Origin of the sequence: Pelosinus sp. sgz500959, from assembly GCF_042610375.1 — a bacterium.
Taxonomy (GTDB): domain Bacteria; phylum Bacillota; class Negativicutes; order DSM-13327; family DSM-13327; genus CTSoil-075.
This window is the reverse complement of record NZ_JBGJZL010000001.1, coordinates 582,727-604,637: the sequence shown is the minus strand read 5'-3', so window position 1 is coordinate 604,637 and position 21,911 is coordinate 582,727. Positions and strand designations below refer to the sequence as shown.

The following is a 21,911-nucleotide window of genomic DNA, read 5'->3' as shown; positions in this document are numbered from 1 at the left end:
CCACCTGTTCCCATACCGAACACAGTAGTTAAGCCCATATACGCTGAAAGTACTTGGCTGGAAACGGCCTGGGAGGATAAGTAGTTGCTGGTTAGTAAAAGCACTCATGCAAATGAGTGCTTTTTTCTTTTCTTATCGTCGTTCCTGAGATTGGTGAGGATGCTCTAGATGCTAGGCATGACGAGCATCTAGAGCAGTACTGAGTACGCGAAGTGAGCGCGCGCAGGAGTAACGACGCATATGGGGGATTATTGCTGACAAATCACCGAGCACGTGAGCCTAACATGATCATAAACTAAACTTTTGCAAACGATAGTGAGTAAAAAGATTTAAGTGATTCATTTCGTTAGAATAACGTGTTAACATAATAATAAGTATTCAAAAAACAAAATTTAAAAAACTCTTTTTATTTAGCAGGAAGTTATTGCTCACTTAGGGAAGAATACAAGTATGGAAGGAGTGGCAATTTGTGAGTATAGTGTTTGATGAAATAGAAAATAAAGTAAAAAATGGAGTTCGACTTACGCGTGAAGACGGTATTGCATTATTTAAAAGTAATGATTTAGCATGGCTGGGGTCCTTAGCTAATTTAGTTAGACAACGGGTTAGTGGTGAGTATGTATATTACAATGTAAACCGTCACATTAACCTAACCAATATTTGTACTTCTCGTTGTGATTTTTGTGCTTTTGGCTGCGACGCTGATAGTCTACAGTCATATGCAATGAATAAAGATAATGTTATGGAAATTGCTATGTTGGCAGCGAAAGATGAAGACCTTAGAGAATTTCATATTGTCAGTGGATTACATCCAGATTGGCCTTTTGAATATTATCTAAATATTATAAAGGCTTTAAAAGAAGCCTTACCTCATATTCATTTAAAAGCATTTACGGCCGTTGAAATTACTCATTTCGCTGAAATCTCTGGTAAGTCAATTAAAGAAGTTCTTTCAGAGCTACATGCTGCAGGCTTAGATTCTATGCCGGGTGGTGGTGCAGAGATTTTGTCAGATCGTGTACGCGAAGAACTTTGCCCGAATAAGGCTACAGCAACTGAATGGCTTAATGTTGCACGGATTGCCCATCAAATTGGTATTCGGAGCAATGCAAGTATGTTATATGGACATATTGAAACCTTAGAAGAGAGGGTTGACCATTTGCTATCTCTTCGAGAGCTGCAAGATGAGACTGGTGGTTTCCAAACATTTATTTGCTTTCCTTTTCATCCCCATAATACCGTATTAGATGGTAAAATTGTTCAAACATCAGTGTGGGATGAACTGAAGACAATGGCGATTTCTCGCTTAATGCTTGATAATTTTAAAAACATTAAAGCATATTGGGTCATGTTAACTCTTCCAATTGCTCAATTAGCATTGGGTTTTGGAGCAAATGATATTGATGGTACAGTAAGTGAAGAAAAAATTATGCATGCGGCAGGAGCAAAATCGGCAAAATCACTTACAAAAGAGGTCATCATTAATACAATCAGAGAGACAGGCCGTATTCCTGTTGAGCGAGATTCTATGTATAACATAGTTAAAATATTGTAAATCGAAAGTTAGTATTGAGAGAACATAAAGCTATTTAAAAAGTGATAGATTCTCTGATTAGAAAAAAAGTAGGAGAGGTTAAAAACGACTCCTACTTTTTTTATATTTTATTAAAATCTAAATGAAGCTAGACAGCCTAGAAGGTATTACTCACCTATTGTGGAAAGTAATAAATGCCCACAAGATTCATTTGTTGCTACAGGAACATTATGTACGTCGCAAACGCGAAGGAGAGCATTAATATCTGGTTCATGGGGTTGAGCTGTTAATGGATCACGCAAGAAAATAACCATGTCGACTTCTTGACTAGCGATGCGTGAACCTATTTGAAGGTCACCACCAAGAGGGCCTGATAAATAGGTGGTAATCGGTAAGCCTATATTTTCTTTTATAAGACGTCCAGTGGTAGCAGTGGCTAGTAAAGTATGCTTCGACAATAATTCTTGATGTTGACGGGCAAAAGCGAGCATAGATTCTTTCTTGCGATCATGAGCAATTAATGCGATTGTTTTCATTTGAATAAGACACCTACCTTTTCATATATATGTTAATTATAACACAGCTAAATTTAAGGTTGAAATAAATATATGTAAGGAGTTATGTTATTGTGAAATATTATAAATATTTCTATAAAAAGGATACATAAATAAGATAATATGACATAGATTCCTATTTCTTGCAGGATGCGTATACGGATATGGCGAATATGAGCATATTAAGATAATTGAGGTTTTATTTTGTGAGGAGTGAATGAAAATGTGGCCATTTATGATTGGATTATTCTGTATTGTAAATTTTTTATACTTTTTTATGGAAATGCCTGTATTGGCATTCGGGTTTATCGGATGGTCAAATTTAATTATTGCTTGGGGTATCTTGTTAATGTTTATTTCAGCAATGATCCTTCTTGGAAAATTCAGGCAGTTTGTTGCAAAAACAGCTTGGGGAGAAATGCTGAAGAAAGTATTTCCCCAAATTTTTCAGGAACGTGTACATATTGTTGATATTGCTGATTATCAAAATAATGGCAAAAATTTTAAAAAATATAAAGCAATTGGGATTGTGGGAATTATATTTCTTGTGATTGGTATGTCCAACTTATTAGTATTTCCCATATTAACGAGTGCGCCAATTCTTTATAGTAACTCATATCGGAGTTTACTTGGAGAGGTTAAAGAAAGTTCATTTACAGTTGATGTTGAACCGATTAATTTATCTCAGATACGTATTGTCGATGAAGAAACGGCTCGTAAATTAGCAGATAAAAAAATTGGTGAGGTACCAGCTTTGGGCAGTGAGGTACAATTAGGAGAACTCTCACTGCAAAAAGTACAAAATAAATTATATTATGTAGCTCCTTTAGAGCATAGAGGTATTTTTCAATGGTTGACCAATTATAGCAAAGGGAGCAAAGGCTATGTTATGGTCTCTGCGACAAACCCGCAAGATGTAAGATTGATTCAAGATGTAAATGGTCAGGAAGTTCATTTAAAATACCAAATGAAAGGATTTTTATTTGATTATTTGCCAAGGTACTTATATTTTCATGGATTATTTAATATTGGAATTTCAGATTTTTCATTTGAAGTTGATGATGATCTAAATCCTTATTGGGTCGTTACGCTGTATAAAAATAAAATTGGTTATCATGGATCCGATGCAGTAGGAGCAGTGACTGTCAATGCTCAAACTGGTGAAATTATTCATTATACACTCGAAAATATACCCCGCTGGATAGATCGAATACAACCTGAAGATTTTATATATCGGCAGATTAGGGATTGGGGCGAATACATTAATGGCTTTTGGAATAGTATTTTTGCAAAAACTGGTACTCTGAAACCAACAGGTAACGAGCTACATTTGATTTATGGTAATGATGATAATGTATATTGGTATACTGGTATTACTTCCTCAGGTAAGGATGGAAGTTCTGTTGGGTTTATTATGGTAAATTCCCGTACAAAAGAGGCTAAATGGTACAAAGTATCAGGGGCTGATGAGGCTGGTGCCAAGAAATCGGCCGAAGGGCAAGTACAAGAGAAAGGGTATCGTTCTGGATATCCTATCCTATATAACATTGGTGGAGTTCCTACTTATATCTCCCCTATGAAAGATAAAGAAGGACTACTTAAAGCAGTGGCATTCATATCTGTAGAAAATTATAATTTAGTTGGCGTAGGACCTGATATTGAAAGTGGTCTACGAATCTATCAGCAAGTTCTTGCGAGTAAAGGCAATCAATTTATACCAAGTCAAGAACTTAAGCCCATCAGGCTGCAAGGTAAATTAAGTCGAGTTTCCCATGTCGTAAAAGGCGGAGAATCCTACTTTTATTTCATGGTAGAAGGCGATAATCGAATCTTTATTGGAAATGCCAATAATTCTCCCAAGGTACCTTTGGCTAAAGTTGGGGATATCGTAGTGATTACGGCCAATGATACAAAAGAAAATGTATTAAATATTAGTGACTTTAAAGGGGAAAACTACTAAAAAATAATCCTTCTGCTTGTGCAGAAGGATTATTTTTTATAGAATGAGAGACAAGAAAGGCTTATTTCTTTATTTTTTAATAAAAGCTTAGAGTCAATAGACTTATAGGAGGAATTTTCATGACTAAAATACATGATGATAGTTACTCAAATCAATACAACCAGAAAGTATTAATTGAAAAATTAAAAAAAAATACTGTTAAAGCAGGGCAAAAATTAGTCTATACCGTACTGTTATTATATTATACCTTGCAAAAGGATAACGTTCCTCTAAAAGTAAAGGCTACGATTATTGGGGCCTTAGGATATTTTATTGCCCCATTTGATGCTATTCCTGATTTTCTACCTATGATTGGATATACAGATGATTTTGGAGCATTAATGATGGCCTTGGCGGCAGTATCTATGTATATTGATAGTGAGGTTAAGAATAAAGCAAAAACTCAATTAGCATCTTGGTTTGGTGAGGCTAGTGAGAATGATATTGATGAGATTAACGGGAAATTATGATAGAAAATCGATATAAAGCGACATTTATTTTAGTACTGGTATCCGTGGGATTTTTCATCAGTTATCCTTTTCAGCATACTCTTATGGGAGGTTTTTTCGCCAGTGGCTTTAGGGCAGCAATGATCGGTGGACTTGCAGATTGGTTTGCTGTATCAGCCTTATTTCACCGTCCTCTAGGGATACCCTTTCGGACGGCGATTATTCCGCGAAATCGAGAGAAGATATTCTCAGCTTTGGTTTATATGGTTGAACATGAAATATTAATGAAAGAAAATATAAAGAAGCGATTAAATGAATATGATCTATCACTAATATTGCTTTATTTTGTGGATATACAGCGTAGTCGACAAGATCTGAAAAAGATGATCTATCGATTTTTACAAGACTTTCTTCTTCAGATTAAGAATGATGAGCTAGAAAAAATAATCGAGAACATTGTCGAAGAGCATGTCCAAAATATAAAAATTCTTCCTTGTGTTACTTATATGTCTCAATGGCTTTTTCGCCATGGATATGATGAAAAAATGTTAGATGTGATCATTCAGCAATGTATTATTGTTATTGAAAATAAAAATTTTGTTGGGTTATTAGAAGAAGTATTTATAGCTGTTCAAGAAAAATATGAACGTGGTATGAATAGACGAAAATTATTTAATCGATTAATGGACTTATCACCTAAGCAATTAGCGAGTGGGGTTCAACATGGTCTGATTAGTACATTATCAGAGATGAAAACAAGTGATCATCCGATACGACGCGAAGGAAAGAAACGACTAGAGCAATTCATACTGAAACTACAAAACGATGTAAGTTCTCAGCAAATCATTGAGTCGTATATCCAGAAAAATATTATATCTAAGTTTAAGTTGGGAAAACATCTTGCTCAAATCATAATGACTATTTATCGTAAGTCTACTGTAGATAATCGAATAGTAGTCAGAGGAATGGAATCTCTTGTGACTCAGTTTGATATTTTAGTAACTGATTTTACTGCAAATCAAGAAGAACGGAAAAAGGTGGACATTTATCTAAAATCAGTAGTGAACGAATGGGTCGACGATCATCATGATGAAATCGGGCGAATTGTAAAGGATAGTCTGAATGGATTTACCAATGAGAGATTAGTCAATTTTATTGAGGATAAATTAGGGAATGACTTACAAATGATTCGGATTAATGGTTCTGTAGTTGGAGGATTTGTAGGCATTATAATACATATATTAACATTTTGGCTATGAAAAATGTAGGTGAAAAATCGTGAATTCTAAAAATATAGCAAATAAAGTATTATTGGTAGTCTGTTTCTTATTTCTATTATCCATTGGACTTAAGTATTTTTATAAAGGTAAATTAATTGTAGAAATGTTTTATGCAGTTATGGAGGCGGCTTTGGTAGGAGGGGTGGCTGACTGGTTTGCGATAACAGCAATTTTTAAAAAACCTTTAGGATTTCCATGGCATACAGCATTGATTCCTCGTCATCGTGAACGGATGATAGGGGCTATCCGAAGTTTTATCGATCAAGATTTACTTAATGTAGAATCTATAAAAAAAAGAGTTGATCATACTTGTTTTGTTACCTTAGTAATTGGTTTTATCGAGAATAAAAGAAGTCAATTTTTATTAAGAAGTTGGTTAGAAAAGTCGTACCAAGAGGTGATTGCTAATCTAGATTTTCAAGAGATCGTGGGATATTTGGATATCTTTGTGCGAAAGGAAATTCGTAATATTAACACTATTTCTCAGCTGAAAAGTCTGGTCAGATGGTTATTAAATGAAAGAAAAGTTCAAGTTTTTACAACTTATATTGTGATTGAAGTAATCAATCAACTTGAAAAAATTGAGATAAAAGAAAAAATTTGCAAACATATTGAAGAATTAGCACAAGGAACAAATCGTTCATCTCTGGAAAGAGTTTTTATTTGGTTAGGAGAGCAGACTAATAGTGTAAATATTTCTGATGCAGTAGAGACTTTTTATGGAGAAATAGTGACAATGTTGCAGGAAATTAAAAATCCAGAGCATATATTGCATACGTGGATCGATGAGAAATTAACAAACTTAGTTGAGCAGCCTGAGATGAATATTGCTTGGTTTGAACAAATTGAGAGTTGGAAAGTAACCCTTGCGAATGATGTAAAGTTAAATGAAGTGGCAATGCAGATGGTGGATGATTTTAGTGCAACAAAAGATCCTAAATTATATACTCAATTGATTGATTGGGTTTGTAGCCAAATTCATGAGTATTGGGAGTTTTTCAAGGGAAATAATGAAATACAGGAATGGTTAGAAGTGCGTATCAAGCAGGCGACATATCAATTTATTGAAAAAGAGCATTATATAATTGGAGAAATGGTTCAAAGAGTTTTAAGTGAATTTACAGATGACAAATTAAATGATTTCGTGGAAGATAAAGCTGGTGATGATTTTCAGTGGATTCGTATTAATGGCTCTGTAGTGGGTGGTATAGTAGGTCTCGTAGTATTTTTATTCTTACATTATTTTTATAATGATTATATCGTTCCGATGATACAAGGATGGTGATAGAGGAGACTTATGGGGGAACGTTTTGTTGTTGCTTTACTAATTATTATGGTAGCAATATTAGAAATTGTAGATCAAGTCGCCAAAGGGATCAACTCTCTATACAGTAGAGAATGATCCCTTTTTTGCGCAATTAGAAAGCATAACACTTTCTAGGGTTACAAGTAAGGGCAACTAAGACTTTGGTCTGTGCTGAGTCTTGGCCGAAGTCAAGTTTTCTTTATGGTATTGAGATTTTAAAGTATAGGAGAAAAAAGTCGAAATAACTAAATAATGAGAAAAATAAAAGAAAATATTGCAAAAATAGTCATAAAAGAGTATAATTACCGATAAATGTGGGTAATATGGACGTCTATTGATAATGATTTTAATTATCAACATATGAAAGGATGTTTAGGATGCAAATGAAGAATTCATCTACCAGTTTAGGTTTAGCCATTTCTTTGGTGGGGAGTTTATTGACGATAGGTTTTAATAAAAAATATCATATTGCTTTTGGAGTGATGTTGACAGCATTAGCGGGGGTACATTCTTTGCAGCATCGAAATTCCTTAGTGAAATATTTACATGGGGAGGTGAGTGGAATGAAAGGGATATTTACTGGCTGTGCTAATTTTTTTAACCAGAAAACGGCAATTACCTTTTTATCTCAACATGTGCAAGTATTGCATTATGTACCAGGTAGAGTAAGGCTTTATTCACATCAATTGTTAAATAATTTAGAGAGTGTTCAACAGGTTAAAGAATATTTAGACTCCATAAGGGAAATTCATTCTTTTTCAATAAATCCAGCAACTGGTTCTGTATTAATTCAGTATTCACCAGAAGATGTAGCGAGTCAGCCACTATTGAAAGAAGTAGAAAATTTGGTAGCACGGCAGTACGGGAGGAGATAAATAATGAACTATTTAACAGGATTGGCTTTAGGCATTTCTGCTGGAAAACAATTTGGAAAATTATACCGTGGAAATGGATTTAGTTTAGTACATGCAATGCATGGTCGACGTCGGTATTATCATGAAAAGTTGCTTAACAATGCTGAATTTGCTGAAAGTGTAGAAGAGCAATTAACGGATATTCCTGTTTTACGCAGTTTTAAGGTCAATCAAACAACAGGTACTGTATTACTTGAATATACTTGTCAAGATGACCAGATTGATATCATGATGCAATATCTAGATGAGATTTCTCGGCGTCCTAATCCTACTGATATCTATGGAAAAGTAGGGAGTGATATTCGTCGTAGCTTTGGTAATTTGAATCAATCAATACGAGTGAATACAGGATTTACCTTTGATTTGCGTACTTTGGTATCCTTAGGTTTATTGGCTTGGGGTGCAAATAAAGTTTGGACATTGGGTGAACGTCCTTCAGGGCCTCAGATGTTATGGTGGGCCTATTCATTGTTGAAAGGACGCAATGCATGATGTATGAGCAGAGTGTGTTTAATGTCCCCGTTCATACGACTATATATCAAAAAACGATGTTGGAAATACATGTTCGAAAGTTAGCAGGGGTTGTTAGTGCATACATTAATGATAGTGGCTGTATGACAGTACGATCACGTGGAATCGTTTCTAGGAAAATAGTTGGAAGCCTAATTCAAGAGTTTACTGCGAGTGAGCAATTAGTATCTAAACAATTACCCAAGAAAAAGGCTGAAAAATCTGCTGTGAGTATTTATCGGCGTGATGCCATTACTGCTGGTTTGGGGTTGGTAGGGCTTCAATTATTACGAATGTATTCGCCGACAGCTTTTAAGAGTTTATATATTGCTAGAAGTGCTTTTACTTTGTTTGTAGCGCGTAATTTTATTCGTGATGGCATTGGTGGGGTAATTAAAGAACGTCAACTCAATGCTGATACACTGACGACGACTGCAGTTATCGCTTCTGTTATTGCCGGTAAGCCAGAATCAAGTCTCACTTTATTGATGTTGGCAAATGCAGCAGAGATGCTGACCACATATACGGCAGAAAAGGCGCGCAATCATATTTCCGATATGTTACGTCTTGATCAGCCTCATGCCTGGAAAATTGAAGAGGATGGACATGAACGGAAGGTTGCCGTTGAAAGTTTACAACCAGGTGACCGCATTTGTGTACATTTGGGAGAAAAGATTTGTGTCGATGGCAGGGTGAAAAGCGGTGCAGCAGCGATTGACCAATCTTCCATTACTGGTGAATATGTCCCAGTAGAAAAATCAAATGGTGATTATGTTTACGCTGGAACTGTTGTTAAAAATGGTTTTTTAGAGATTATTGTGGAAAAAGTAGGAGATGCTACGGCCTTAGCAAGGATTGTTCATATGGTGGAAGATGCTCAGTCACGGCGAGCGCCAGTACAGAATTTTGCGGATCAAATGGCTACTAAATTAGTTCCGATCTCTTTTATTGCTGCTGGTTTAGTCTATGGATTGACGAAAGATTGGCAAAGAGTACTTAATATATTGTTTATTGACTATTCTTGTGGTTTAAAATTATCTACAGCCACGGCCATTTCCGCAGCCATTGGTCGAGCGGCCAAGCGAGGCGTATTGATTAAGGGCGGTAATTATGTAGAGTCTTTAGGCAGTATTGATACTGTTGTTTTAGATAAAACAGGCACTATTACAGTGGGAACTCCTAAAGTGGTGCTGATTGAGCCTGCAAAGGGAATACTTGATAAAGAATTAGTATTGTTAGCGGCTGCAGCAGAATATCATTCGGCTCATCCTCTGGCTTCGGCCATTTTAGATTACGTAGCAGAACAAGGATGGGAAGTTCCAAATCATACGAGTTCAGAAACGATTATTGCAAAAGGAATTAAAGCTAACGTACCTGATAGTGAAGAGATTACTGGAGGAGAAATCTTAGTTGGTAGTATTCCCTTTATGCGCGAAAATCATGTAGAGTGTCAAATTTCTGTTGAGAGAGGGCAGACTTATGCCGACTGCGGTTATAATGTGGTATATGTAGCTCGTAATGGTATATTCTTAGGCATGCTGGTTATTAACGATCCTGTAAGACCCAATATGAAAAAGACCATAAACCGTCTACGACGTAATGGTATTGATGAAATTGTTATGATTACTGGCGATAGTAAGAATGTAGCGCAGCATGTAGCAGGTACACTGGATATTGACTCTTATCATGCTGAAGTGTTACCGGCAGATAAAGCCTTATTAGTTTCTAAATTGCAACGCAACTCTCATGTTATGATGATTGGGGATGGAATTAATGATGCTCCTGCCTTAGCCTTCGCAGATGTTGGTGTGGCTATGGGAGGACGACGTACAGATATTGCCGTGGAATCAGCAGCGATTACGATTAATTCAGAGGATCCTTTAATTCTGCCTGAAATGATTGATCTAGGGCAACGTACGATGAAGATTGTTCAGCAAAATTTTACGACAACGATTGCTATTAATACGGCAGCTATGTTACTAGGAGCTATCGGGCGTACCAGTCCCATGGTTTCGGCTCTTATTCACAATGCCGCCACGATTGGTGTGGTGCTAAATAGTGCAAGAATTTTACTGATGGAGAAGAAAAAATGACAAGCAGAGCTTATGAAATTGTACATGTAATTCCAGGTCGAGTGAGGATTGTGGTGGCTCCCCATTTGGCAGGAGTATTTGCTACTCATTTGACAAGATTAGAGGCATGTACTGATATTAGGAGGGTGACCTGGAATGGGATTACTCGATCTCTCCTGATTGAATATAGTGTTGATAAGATGGAACTGTCAAGTATACTAGCTGTATTAGACCAAATTTTTGCGGCCATGGGCTATACGGTTGGAGGACGAGACTGTCGGAATGACTTATTCTGGTCTTTACTGGCCGGAGGGACCATTGCTTTAGCATTTATTTTGAGGCGAGTTGCTCCTAATAATGGGGTTGTTACTCTCTTAGAAACAGCGGCTTTTGGTATTACTGGTTATTCTGTCATGACTCATTGTGGTGGACAGAATAGTCCATCTAGAAATCTTCATTTGGATAGTATTGCTGGTTTAGTGAGTGTATTAAATCGTGGCTCCAATAAAGCTTTTGCTGGATTGTTTATGACGTGGCTGTTTAATTTCATGGAGATTGTTGGAGTTCTTCCCTTACATAATAAGCAAGCGCAGGGAGTTCCCTCTCTTCGCTGCGGATTGACGGGTTGCTAATCATATGTTGCTCTTTTTATCAGGTAATACGATGTGGAAGGAGGTGAAAATAGATGTTTTCAAGAACTGATTTCTGGATTGGTTTAGCAGTTGGTGTAGTGGCAGGTGCATTTGGCTACAAAATGATGGAAGAACATTCTCAAAAATGTATGTCTGCTCTTCAGCCTCCAGCTCCTCAACGTACAGCTGATGTGCCTATGGATGAATTAATGAGACAAAAAGAACGCTTAGAAGATATGATCGCTGAGCGGCAGAGTGTTAGCGCATAAAATATGCTTAAAAAAGTCCAAGCAGTCATTGACTGCTTGGACTTTTTTTACGGAATCAGAAAGTATAACACTTTCTAGGGTTTCAAGTAAGAACGATTAAAGTTTCTGCCTGCATCTGCGGACTTGGCGCAAGCAAGAGTATAACATGGTGGCAGTTTACGATAACTTTATGCTATGACTCGATTTTGGAAAAATAATAAATTTTATTAACACATAAGATCAATCGAATCCATATACTATCATCGAGGTGAGTATATGGGGATTGGATTGGTTGGAGTGGGACGTATGGGCAGAGTATTAGCAACAGCATTGGCAGGAAATGTGGACCTATGTTTATTTGATCGAAATAGAGCGCAGATGAATGCAATAGCTGAAACGTTATCTGTTTCGACTGTCGATCATTTAGAAGAAATCGTGAAAATGGGGACTGTTATTTTAGCTGTACCTGACCATGAAGTTGTGAGTTGTATTAAAATGTTTAATCAAATACAAGAACCCATTACTGTCATTAATATAGCTACTAATGTAGCCCAACATATGTTAGAAAAAATGGCTGCGCCCCATGTGAAGTGTATATGCATTAAATTTATTGGGCATGCTGATGAAATGGCGCTTGGTGAAAAACCTGTCATTATCATCAATCAATTTCCAGCAGATCTGGTACCACAGATGATTGAGATCTTTCAGCTCATTGGACAGGTACTTGTAGGGAAGGCTGATATTGTGTATACCATTAATACGATTGCAGCAGAGAAGGCACTTGAAGCAGCTGTCAATATTGAAGAACTCTTAAAACAACAAAATATTACAAATGAAATTATGGTTAAAAGTGCAATTCGGCAAGTCGCGGCTGGTATACTCAAAGCATATGCTGATGAAAATCTGGGGCCTTTTGCGCGAGAAATCGTCCAATCCGTAAAAAGTAAGATCAATAAAAATTAAATATTATATGAACCAGGCAACTTTTAATTGTTCCATAGCAGCTTTCATTTCAGCCCCAGGTATTTTAGAAAAATATAATATGATTTGTGGTAGTTTTTCTGGGGCGACTTCCCAATAATAGTCTTCAACAGGTGCTACTCGACAACCGTGTTGCAGTGCTCTTTCAACTAATTCTCGTGCTTGTAAGTTTGACTTTACTGTAAGAATGGTATGAAGCCCAGATTCATTCTCATTAACTTCTACATTTTCACCTAGAATTGTTTTAATTGAATCAAAAAATAGCCGATTTTTTTCATAATATAATTTGCGAAGTTTACGAATTTGCCTCTCTAAATGACCATCCGCCATAAATTGAGCAAGGGCAAGCTGCTCAATTGTAGAAGCGGCTTGGTTATATAGAGATGATTTTTTTTGATAAATTTCCAAAAATTTTTCAGGTAAGACCATATAGCTAATACGTATTGAAGGTGGTATTATTTTGGAAAATGAACCCAAATAAACAACATTTCCCCTAGTGTCAAGACCTTTTAACGCTGGTATAGGGCGTCCATAGTAACGAAATTCACTGTCATAATCATCTTCAATAATTGTACCATTCTTTGCTTTAGCCCAATTTAAGAGTTGATTTCGCCTTCCGATTGGCATAATATAGCCTGTTGGAAATTGGTGAGATGGACTGACATAGACAAGAGTTTCACCGCTATCGACGAGTTCTTCCATATCAATTCCGTCTTTTTTCATTTTTATTGGTTTGATTTTAAAAGCATTATCAGCAAAAATACGCCTTCCGTTTTTAAAACCTGGTTCTTCAAAAGCGATACTATTATTTTCTAGTTTAAGTATACTGCATAGAATGCTCAAGAGGTTCTGTACACCAGCACCAATGATGATTTGGGATTTATGAGTGTAAACACCTCTTGATTTTTGAATATATTTTGCAATTTCGATGCGTAGCTCTTCCTCGCCTTTAATATTTCCATAACTTACAAGACGTTCTTTATGCAGAAATGCTTTACTTATATAACGTTTCCAGAGAGAAAAATCAAATCCATCAATATCCATTTCACCACTTGAAAAATCATAACGAACATTACTTTTTAATATTATTTTTTTTGTATCATTTTTTTTCTCAATAGGAAAAGACGTGGTTTTACAAATAAGACGATCTAATTTATTGACAGTATAGCGAGAACGATCATAATTTTCAATATATCCTTCACTCACAAGTTGTTGATAGGCTTTTTCCACAGTGATTTTACTGATTGAAAGACTTTTTGCAAGTCCCCGAATAGAGGGTAATTTTTCACCTTGATTTAACCGATTATCCTCAATTTCAGTCTTAAAATAGTTATAAAGTTGTATATAAAGAGGTGTAATTTTTTTTGATTCTAATGTAATTAAGTTCATAATGGATAAGATCCTCCAACTGTACCTATTAAAAATGTCAATTCTGTATATTTTAATGAGGTCTATTTTGATTTATAATACAATTATATTTTAAAGAAGTCCTTAATTACAGTTTTTTTTGGACTAAAAATAAAAACAATTTCAGGAGGAATCATCAATGCAACAAGGAACCTTTCGTGTAAAAGCCGGTTTGGCAGAAATGCTTAAAGGCGGCGTAATTATGGATGTTATTAACCCTGAGCAAGCAAAAATTGCTGAAGCAGCAGGAGCATGCGCTGTTATGGCTTTAGAACGTGTACCAGCAGATATTCGTGCCGCTGGTGGTGTTGCGAGAATGGCTGATCCTAGCATTGTTTTAAATATTATGGATGCGGTAACCATCCCAGTTATGGCTAAAGGTAGAATTGGTCATTTTGTAGAAGCACAAATTCTAGAGTCTCTGGGAGTTGACTATATCGATGAAAGTGAAGTATTGACTCCAGCAGATGATAAATTCCATATTGATAAACATGAGTTTAAAGTTCCTTTTGTCTGTGGCGCTAAAAATCTTGGTGAAGCATTACGTCGTATTGGCGAAGGCGCAGCTATGATTCGTACGAAAGGTGAGCCTGGTACAGGTAATGTCATTGAAGCTGTAAAACATATCCGAATGGTAATGAGTGAAATTCGTCAATTACAACATTTGCCAATCGAAGAAGTATCTGCTTTTGCAAAAAATATTGCAGCACCTTTAGAATTAGTGATGGAAGTTCGAAAATTAGGTCGTTTACCTGTTGTTAACTTTGCAGCAGGTGGTATTGCAACGCCAGCTGATGCGGCATTGATGATGCATCTAGGTTGTGATGGTGTTTTTGTTGGATCAGGTATCTTTAAATCTGGAGACCCTGTGAAAAGAGCTAAAGCGATTGTAGCAGCTACAACTTACTATAAAGATCCTAAAATATTAGCTGAAATTTCCCGTGATCTTGGTGAAGCCATGGTTGGTATTGAAATTTCCACATTGTCTGATCATGAACGCATGCAAGATCGTGGTTGGTAATAAAACAGAGAAGAGTCAGTGGAGGCAGATATGAAAATTGGGGTTTTAGCATTGCAGGGTGCCTTTCGTGAACACTGCTGGATGCTCGAAGGTTGTGGTGCTACAGCCGTAGAAATTAGAAAACCAGAAGAACTTGATGATGTAGTTGGTCTTGTTATTCCGGGCGGGGAAAGCACGACCATTGGTAAGCTAATGGTACAATGGGGACTCATGGAAAAGATTCAAGATCGAGTAAGGGAAGGTATGGCCATCTACGGTACTTGCGCGGGGATGATTATGCTCGCTAAGGAGATTATCGGAAGTGATCAACCACGTTTAGGATTGATGGATATAGCAGTCAAACGCAATGGTTTTGGGAGACAGCGAGAAAGTTTTGAAGCATCGATGTCAGTACCTGAGTTTGGTGAAGAACCGGTACAAGCAGTCTTTATCCGCGCGCCCTATATTGAAATTGCTGGTGAGAATGTAAAAATATTGGCGATGGTAAATGAAAAAATTGTGATTGCTCAACAAGATAAAATGTTAGTCACTGCTTTTCACCCCGAATTAACCAATGACAATCGTATTCACAATTATTTTATTTCCATGATTAAGGAATAGGATACTTGTCAGGTAGATTTAAAGCACCGTTCTATCATATCAATCTTTCATATGATAGAACGGTGCTATTTTTGCGTTATTATTTTGTCACGTGGACTGCAATTGCCGTTGCGATGGCAGCACCAATTCCTGAACCATCTTTTGTTAGAGTGGTTGTTACATTGATGACTTTTTGACCTAAGGCTTCGGCTAAGGTTTCCCGAAGAGCACTCGCATAGCCGGGCATTTTTTCGTAAAGTGAGCCATCAATCGCAATATTGTGTGAATTTTTTAGTTGTGGATCAATATGTTTAATGATGCCTAGATAAGTTGCTGCGACGAGGCGTGCTGAACGAGTACATACGAGAGCTGCAATTGTTTTAAGAGCTTGGCGATCTGAAAGCGTTGAATTTTTAATATCTAGATCTTCGATAAGCCAATTGTTAATAACGTCTAGGTTCTCACTTGTATCTTCTTGTAAGAGGGAAATGTGAGCACCACTTAGAAGATATGGTTTGGCTAGAATTTTTTTATTAGAACAAGCTGCTAGCAAGCCAGCATCAAATAAACTACAAGCAATAATACGAACTTGTTCACCAATATAGTGCCCAGAGACCATTTTCTCCAAACGTTGGGATCCTGGCTTTTCACTATGATCATCAAGTATTTTATCATAAATTGTAAAAGGTAATTGATCAAAATTACCAGATTCTAAATTGATGATCATTGATTGCTTTGTGAGGGGTTCACATGGCTCAATATAAGCTGTGTTGTGACCGGTACCACAAATAGAACCAATCGTTGTTGTCGGATCAGTGTAAGCAGATGTTAACAGTGTTCCGACAGTATCGTTAATAATCGCTTTAGGTAAAACATTAGTAAGCTGTTGCCTGGTCAAAGCTGCGGTAAGCAATGTAGTTACATCATGACCTACAACATTTTGAGTCTCAATTTCTTTAGTCCAATCAATAAGAGTACCAGTGTTAAGGCTTGTTTGATGGGTTGGAAAAGAAAAGGTATGTCCGAGAGGATAAGTTTGATCTTGTTTGACGATCATTCCAATTTGCATAGCAATAAAATCAAATAACTGATCTCCTGTGGAATGATTAGAAATATAATTGTAGTGATCATCAATCGCTCTAAGGGGACTACTGACACGGGCGTGTACTTTAAAAATTCCGTTACCAAATAACTCAGTTAAAAGGACCCGTACATTTGTACCACCAAAGTCTAGGGCTAAAAAAGTACCTCTTTCATCTCGCGATGGTTTGTTTAGATAAGATGGTAGCATTTTTAGCGGACTGTATTTCCCCAGGAGTCCGTCGATCATAGTTTGGCAGAAACAATCAGCAATGATATTGATTTGTCCGGATGAGATACTAAGTTCTATAGTGAGTGCTTGCAATTGGGTTAATAAATGACTCATCGTAGCAACCTCCTTGATCATTATGATTTAACACAAGGATAAGAATAACACTATCTATAATAGTAAGTCATAAAGTCAAATAGGTAAAGCCCTGAAAACCAATCGCTAGTCATATTATAGAAAAAAAGTCTATAATATGCAGGTGAAAAAAAAGATATATGGAATTATATAATGAACATGACACAGGAATTCATTTACAGACAAAAAAATATAAAATTTACTATGGCGGTGATTTTATGGATAAAATTCGAGTATTAGTTGTTGATGACTCTCCATTTAGTCAAAAAATAATTGAAAATGCATTGGCCAATTCAAATTATGAAATTTGTGGTTTTGCTGGTACTGGTAGCGAAGGTATCGAAAAATATCGCACTTGTAATCCTGATCTTGTAACTATGGATTTGACCTTACCTGATATGGATGGACTCGTATGCTCGAGAGAGATTTTAATCTTTGATCCCCATGCCAAGATTGTTGTTGTCAGTGCAATGAAAGATGAAGTCATTGTCAATAGTGGTACAGCCATTGGTATAAGAGGATTTCTACAAAAACCAATAAAAGCAGATCAGCTGATAACAAAGTTAGATACTGTTTGGAACGAAGAAAAGCAAGAGGAAGATCAACAGACAAAATTATTGAAGCCTTTTATTAAGTCTTTTGAAAAAAATCTTGCTGAAATGGTTGGAATTAGTAGTGAAATAAGCATTCTTCATAGTACTGGACTTAAATTTGTATGCCATGGTTTGGCTATTATTATTGGTATTACTGGAACTCGACAAGGGCGAATGGTCTTGGATGTATCGGGAGAGAGTGCTGAGATTTTTGCAAAAAAAATACTCGGCAGCAGTTCAGTATCTGAGGATGATACATTGAATAGTATCGCAGAGTTTGCTAATATTGTCGCTGGTCATAGTGTATCTCAGATTAATAATTCATTCAAGGGCAGTCAGTTTGAGATTCGAATTACACCACCAAGTGTTTTTATTGGTCAATCGCTTGGTATTATTAATCCGAAAATGGCTTCAAGTACTGTAAAAGCCCAGACTGAAATTGGTGAAATCTATATGAATGTTGGGTTCGTGGGGGGAGAATAATTTTGGATGCAAAAATGATCAATCCATTTATTGAAGCAATTCTGTATATCATGCCTCAATTGGGATTTCAAAACATTACCAAAGGTAAACTTTTGGTAAAAGATCAATTTATGGAGAGTAAGGGTGTTACCGTTCTTGTAGGATTGACAGATGCCATGAGGGGTAATGTCGCTTATAATATGACAGAAGACACAGCAAAGAAAATTGCTTCGACCATGATGATGGGAATGCCTGTTGCTGAAATGGATGAGATGGCACAAAGTGCTATTTCTGAATTGACCAATATGGTAACTGGGAATGCTGCAACCAACTTTGAAAAATATGGAATAAAAGTTGATATTTCACCACCAACTTTAGTCGTTGGATCGGACTTCAAGGCAAAAGTAAGTAGTAATAAATTTATTGTTGTGGAAATGATTGTTGATTCCTTACTCATAGAATTAAATATCGGTCTATTGTAGACAAAAAAGTAACCTTACACATTGTTGCAAGGTTACTTTTAATTTATAGATCGATTATAATTTGCGGCGATTTTTTTGTTTATACATATTAATATCAGCTTCTACAAATAAATTTTTCGTATCAGCAAGTTGTTCATCACTAACAGCAAAACCAATAGAAATACCTAAAATTAGAGATGGATTTTCTTTATTATAAGCCATTTCTGCTTTTCGGATGCGTTGGTATGCTTTTTCAGCTTCATGTACAGGAGTATTTGGTAATAAAATTGCAAATTCATCACCGCCAATACGAGCGATGATATCGTGCTTACGAAAAGCTCCTGACAATGTAGTTGCTGCTGCTTTTAAGAGTTGATCGCCGAATTGATGTCCTAAGGTATCATTGATCGTTTTTAAACCATCAAGATCACAAATCAATAAAGTAATTGGTAGATGTTCAGTACCATTTAAGTGTTGCATTTGCTGTTCAAAATATGCGCGATTATAGAGTCCGGTCAGGTGATCATGGAGACTTACATAATGCAGTTCTTTCAGTAATTGACTACGTTGGGTGGTATCGCGAACAACTGCGAGAACTTGATTTTCATTGACCTTAACGAGTCGAGCCTCCCAATAGCGATCGTGATCATCCACAGGAAGATTGTATTCCATGATTTGCAGTTCGTTTGTTTCTAGGACTTTAGCAATCATTTGTTTTGTATCTTCTGCTAAGGCTAAAGGTAAAAGATCATAAACTGATTTTCCAATGAGAGGGTTAATTGAATTTGCTAGAACGTTATTATTATTCGTAGCATTATAATCTATAAATAAACCATTTTTGTCAAAATGAAAGATGAGGTCTGGCATCGCAGCTAATAAAGCCAGTACATATTCATTTTGATCCTTAATAATTTTTTGTTGTTCCAATGATTCTGTTAATTTATGGCGTAGTTTTTCGTCAATTGCTAACAATTCATTGTTAGTTTGAATGAGCTGGATATTATTTTTGTGCAGTAGATTTTCAGAATGGTGAATTGCAGAAGTATGATGCCTAAAAAATAAAGAAACTAGAATTGCTGTAATCGATAAATAAATCAAACTCGTGATGGTTCCTATATGACGGATTGTCTCAGCATCGAGAGAAAGGTGAGTCGACATAAAATTCCATACTATATTTAAAAAGATGCTAACAATAAAATAGATGCTAATATTTTTTTGTGCATTTAACACTAGATTTTTGAAAGGGGGAGTTTTCGGCTGTTTAAGCATAGAGCTTCTCCTTGCTACTTAATTACAAGATATATATGTTTATCCATAATATATAAGTTGCATTAAAGAAAGTGACATCTATATTATTAAGCTACATAGGTAGGATATAAGACATCCTCAATGACTAACCTTAAGAATCTTTATTGCAGTTTATATAGTATTCGAAAAAAGAAATGAAAAAACCTTTTTTTTGTAATAAAATGTCGATAAATGTAATGAAAAAATGTAAAAAAATTTTCAAACTTTGATATAAATCACAGATAAGAATATTGTTTTAGGGTATTATAAAGATAATATTTGAGGGAGGTGCCGAGATGTTACCTAAAGGTGCTAATTTACAAAAAATTCGTGATGGAAATCGTACATATGCTATTACACCACATTTACCTGGTGGTTTTATAAAGCCTGATTTAATGAGAAAGTATGCCGATGTGGCAGAAAAATATCATGGTGTCATGAAATTGACATCAGCACAACGAGTGATGATCACTGGTCTTAAAGCTGAAAACATTGAAGAAATATGGGAAGAATTGGGCATGGAGCCTGCTATGGGATTTGCTAATTGCGTACGTAGTATAAAAATGTGTCCAGGTAATGTATTTTGCAAAAGAGGCAAACAAGATAGCATTAAGCTTGGGATGGAACTAGATAAATTATATCACAAAAAAGAAATGCCTTCTCGTATGAAATTCGGAGTTGCAGGTTGTCAAAACTCTTGTGCAGAAGTTCATGTTAAGGATATCGGTGTGATTGGAACAGATTTAGGCTGGGATCTTTATGTAGGTGGTAGTGCTGGTGCACACCCAAGGCTTGCAGATCTTTTGATCGAGGGTTTGGATTATGATGAGGTTTTGCATATTGTTGATGTAATTGTCAAATACTATCAGAAGAATGCTGATATTGAACGGATGGGACAATTTATTGATCGGGTTGGTCTTAAAAAGTTTAAAGCTGATGTATTAGCTGCTTTTTATCAAGGTGTGAGCCAGACAACTCAGCCATTAGTACCTCAATCTCCAGAAAATCGAGATATTGTACCTGTTCCAGGTGGATTGACAGAAGGCACTTTAGTCTTTGGTGATAAGATTACAGCTGACAGTATTATCAGTGATATTGTGCGTATATATCCTCAAACCGTTCCTGTATTTCGCTCTTTTGGTATGGGGTGTCTCGGTTGCCCATCAGCGACAGGTGAAGCTGTTCGTAAGGCTGCTGATATTCATGGACTTAATTTAAATGAAATCATAGCGAGTTTAAATAAAGTCATTTAATATAAGATAAAAAAACGATGATCGTAGGAGGAATTTAATATGAGTGCATTTTTAGGACATATTCATCACTGGCTTTATCATAAAATAAGTCGGGTGGTTGAACGAGAACAGTTGATTTATGCAAAAGCTGAAGAAATGTGTGGATCGACAGCTGAAGAATTACAAGAACAGGTTTGGCAAATCTATGGAGCACCTCAGCCTGATGCAAAATTAGAAGAAATCATTGATCATAGTAATATTCATGGTTGGCTACAACGTCAGGTTACCATTGCTGAAACGCGCGAAGCTGCTTTTATCAAGGAACTTGTTGATACGTGTGGTAGTGCTGCCGAGGGGATCGCTAGAGATGCTTATGCTGAGCACGGTAAGATATGCGGTCAACATGCTAAAAACCAAGGAAAATATGAGGCTGAACTTCCAAGTGGAATCTATCAGGCCTTAAATGATTATTTACTAAATGGTATGCCTTGTGATGAAGGCGATGCTGTTATTGAAAATGCAGCTGACAAAATAGTTTGGGAAGGTAATGTTTGTCTGCAAGAACGAAATTGGGTAAAGGCTGGAGTCGATAAAAATTTCATGAAAGAACTTTATCAACAATGGTTTACTGGTTTTGTTACTGCATTAAATCCGAATTTTATCTATCAACAAACTGCTGATACTTTAAAAGGTGATCGAGTAAACAGACACGAGATTGTAAAACGCTAACATATAATTAACCAAGCATTTATAAAAGGTGCTTGGTTTTTTTCATTGGATATCTGAGAAATATAAGATTTTCTTGATTTTAAGCAAGAGAATGAAAGGAGAGCATAAGCTAAATTGTCATTGATTTTTTTTACCTCTCTTAGGATAATAATTGACATTTTAGAGGTGTGACCCTATAGTAATAGAGAGTATTTATATAGTTAATTTAGGATTGTAG

Annotated in this window: 21 protein-coding genes and 1 rRNA gene; 18 read left to right on the top strand and 4 right to left on the bottom strand. The window is 36.2% G+C overall.

What is annotated here, in order from left to right; translation table 11 throughout:
- Both rrf and mqnE read left to right on the top strand, forming a co-directional pair.
- Positions 1-93 (top strand): 5S ribosomal RNA (rrf, locus tag ACAN52_RS02625); the annotation flags it as partial.
- 376 nt (positions 94-469) lie between these two features.
- Positions 470-1,555 carry an aminofutalosine synthase MqnE gene (gene mqnE / locus ACAN52_RS02620; RefSeq protein ID WP_378951767.1) on the top strand — a complete coding sequence of 362 codons (1,086 nt, stop codon included), beginning with the start codon at positions 470-472 and terminating at the stop codon, positions 1,553-1,555.
- 146 nt (positions 1,556-1,701) lie between these two features.
- Here the strand turns inward: mqnE and ACAN52_RS02615 are convergent, their stop codons facing one another.
- Complete coding sequence (locus tag ACAN52_RS02615; protein ID WP_378951764.1) at positions 1,702-2,070, bottom strand: methylglyoxal synthase; 369 nt, start codon at positions 2,068-2,070, stop codon at positions 1,702-1,704.
- A 241-nt stretch (positions 2,071-2,311) separates the two neighbouring features.
- Here ACAN52_RS02615 and ACAN52_RS02610 point away from each other — a divergent pair, with 241 nt between their 5' ends.
- The 10 genes from ACAN52_RS02610 to ACAN52_RS02565 all read left to right on the top strand — a co-directional run bounded on the left by ACAN52_RS02610 (position 2,312) and on the right by ACAN52_RS02565 (position 12,461).
- A complete protein-coding gene (locus ACAN52_RS02610) occupies positions 2,312-4,048 on the top strand; it encodes a hypothetical protein (RefSeq protein ID WP_378951761.1) in 1,737 nt (578 codons plus the stop codon).
- A gap of 119 nt (positions 4,049-4,167) precedes the next feature.
- Positions 4,168-4,557, top strand: a complete 390-nt coding sequence (locus tag ACAN52_RS02605; protein WP_378951759.1) for a YkvA family protein — start codon at positions 4,168-4,170, stop codon at positions 4,555-4,557.
- Positions 4,554-5,795, top strand: coding sequence for a DUF445 domain-containing protein (locus ACAN52_RS02600; protein ID WP_378951756.1), 1,242 nt, complete (start codon positions 4,554-4,556; stop codon positions 5,793-5,795). Before ACAN52_RS02605 ends, ACAN52_RS02600 begins: the two co-directional genes overlap by 4 nt.
- 19 nt (positions 5,796-5,814) lie before the next feature.
- Complete coding sequence (locus ACAN52_RS02595; RefSeq protein ID WP_378951753.1) at positions 5,815-7,101, top strand: DUF445 family protein; 1,287 nt, start codon at positions 5,815-5,817, stop codon at positions 7,099-7,101.
- Positions 7,102-7,499: 398 nt separating this feature from the next.
- Positions 7,500-7,997 carry an HMA2 domain-containing protein gene (locus ACAN52_RS02590; RefSeq protein ID WP_378951751.1) on the top strand — a complete coding sequence of 166 codons (498 nt, stop codon included), beginning with the start codon at positions 7,500-7,502 and terminating at the stop codon, positions 7,995-7,997.
- A 3-nt stretch (positions 7,998-8,000) separates the two neighbouring features.
- Positions 8,001-8,528 carry an HMA2 domain-containing protein gene (locus ACAN52_RS02585; RefSeq protein WP_378951748.1) on the top strand — a complete coding sequence of 176 codons (528 nt, stop codon included), beginning with the start codon at positions 8,001-8,003 and terminating at the stop codon, positions 8,526-8,528.
- A complete protein-coding gene (locus ACAN52_RS02580) occupies positions 8,525-10,639 on the top strand; it encodes a heavy metal translocating P-type ATPase (protein ID WP_378951745.1) in 2,115 nt (704 codons plus the stop codon). The genes ACAN52_RS02585 and ACAN52_RS02580 overlap by 4 nt, the downstream gene beginning before the upstream one ends.
- On the top strand, positions 10,636-11,250 hold the full coding sequence (locus ACAN52_RS02575) for a hypothetical protein (protein WP_378951742.1): 615 nt from the start codon (positions 10,636-10,638) through the stop codon (positions 11,248-11,250). The genes ACAN52_RS02580 and ACAN52_RS02575 overlap by 4 nt, the downstream gene beginning before the upstream one ends.
- A gap of 53 nt (positions 11,251-11,303) precedes the next feature.
- Positions 11,304-11,519 carry a hypothetical protein gene (locus tag ACAN52_RS02570; RefSeq protein WP_378951739.1) on the top strand — a complete coding sequence of 72 codons (216 nt, stop codon included), beginning with the start codon at positions 11,304-11,306 and terminating at the stop codon, positions 11,517-11,519.
- A 255-nt stretch (positions 11,520-11,774) separates the two neighbouring features.
- Positions 11,775-12,461, top strand: coding sequence for an NAD(P)-binding domain-containing protein (locus ACAN52_RS02565; protein WP_378951736.1), 687 nt, complete (start codon positions 11,775-11,777; stop codon positions 12,459-12,461).
- Positions 12,462-12,464: 3 nt separating this feature from the next.
- On the opposite strand, the gene ACAN52_RS02560 is transcribed toward ACAN52_RS02565, so the two are convergent.
- On the bottom strand, positions 12,465-13,868 hold the full coding sequence (locus tag ACAN52_RS02560) for a PLP-dependent aminotransferase family protein (RefSeq protein WP_378951734.1): 1,404 nt from the start codon (positions 13,866-13,868) through the stop codon (positions 12,465-12,467).
- A gap of 157 nt (positions 13,869-14,025) precedes the next feature.
- Between ACAN52_RS02560 and pdxS the strand changes: the two genes are divergently transcribed.
- Positions 14,026-14,907 (top strand): pyridoxal 5'-phosphate synthase lyase subunit PdxS, encoded by an 882-nt coding sequence (pdxS, locus tag ACAN52_RS02555; RefSeq protein ID WP_378951731.1) that lies wholly within the window; start codon positions 14,026-14,028, stop codon positions 14,905-14,907.
- Positions 14,908-14,937: 30 nt separating this feature from the next.
- On the top strand, positions 14,938-15,507 hold the full coding sequence (pdxT, locus tag ACAN52_RS02550; protein ID WP_378951729.1) for a pyridoxal 5'-phosphate synthase glutaminase subunit PdxT: 570 nt from the start codon (positions 14,938-14,940) through the stop codon (positions 15,505-15,507).
- Between the two features lie 79 nt (positions 15,508-15,586).
- Here pdxT and ACAN52_RS02545 read toward each other — a convergent pair whose 3' ends face one another.
- Positions 15,587-16,912, bottom strand: coding sequence for a hexokinase (locus tag ACAN52_RS02545; RefSeq protein ID WP_378951726.1), 1,326 nt, complete (start codon positions 16,910-16,912; stop codon positions 15,587-15,589).
- A 158-nt stretch (positions 16,913-17,070) separates the two neighbouring features.
- Between ACAN52_RS02545 and ACAN52_RS02540 the strand changes: the two genes are divergently transcribed.
- Entirely contained in the window at positions 17,071-18,006 is a 936-nt protein-coding gene (locus ACAN52_RS02540) for a response regulator (RefSeq protein WP_378951723.1), read from the top strand.
- A gap of 2 nt (positions 18,007-18,008) precedes the next feature.
- Positions 18,009-18,467, top strand: a complete 459-nt coding sequence (locus tag ACAN52_RS02535; RefSeq protein ID WP_378951721.1) for a chemotaxis protein CheX — start codon at positions 18,009-18,011, stop codon at positions 18,465-18,467.
- Positions 18,468-18,521: 54 nt separating this feature from the next.
- Here the strand turns inward: ACAN52_RS02535 and ACAN52_RS02530 are convergent, their stop codons facing one another.
- Positions 18,522-19,715, bottom strand: coding sequence for a GGDEF domain-containing protein (locus tag ACAN52_RS02530; protein WP_378951718.1), 1,194 nt, complete (start codon positions 19,713-19,715; stop codon positions 18,522-18,524).
- Positions 19,716-20,029: 314 nt separating this feature from the next.
- Between ACAN52_RS02530 and ACAN52_RS02525 the strand changes: the two genes are divergently transcribed.
- Together ACAN52_RS02525 and ACAN52_RS02520 are read left to right on the top strand one after the other, a co-directional pair.
- Positions 20,030-20,986 carry a DUF1858 domain-containing protein gene (locus tag ACAN52_RS02525; RefSeq protein ID WP_378951715.1) on the top strand — a complete coding sequence of 319 codons (957 nt, stop codon included), beginning with the start codon at positions 20,030-20,032 and terminating at the stop codon, positions 20,984-20,986.
- A 39-nt stretch (positions 20,987-21,025) separates the two neighbouring features.
- On the top strand, positions 21,026-21,694 hold the full coding sequence (locus ACAN52_RS02520) for a hypothetical protein (RefSeq protein ID WP_378951713.1): 669 nt from the start codon (positions 21,026-21,028) through the stop codon (positions 21,692-21,694).
- Positions 21,695-21,911 lie beyond the last annotated feature (217 nt).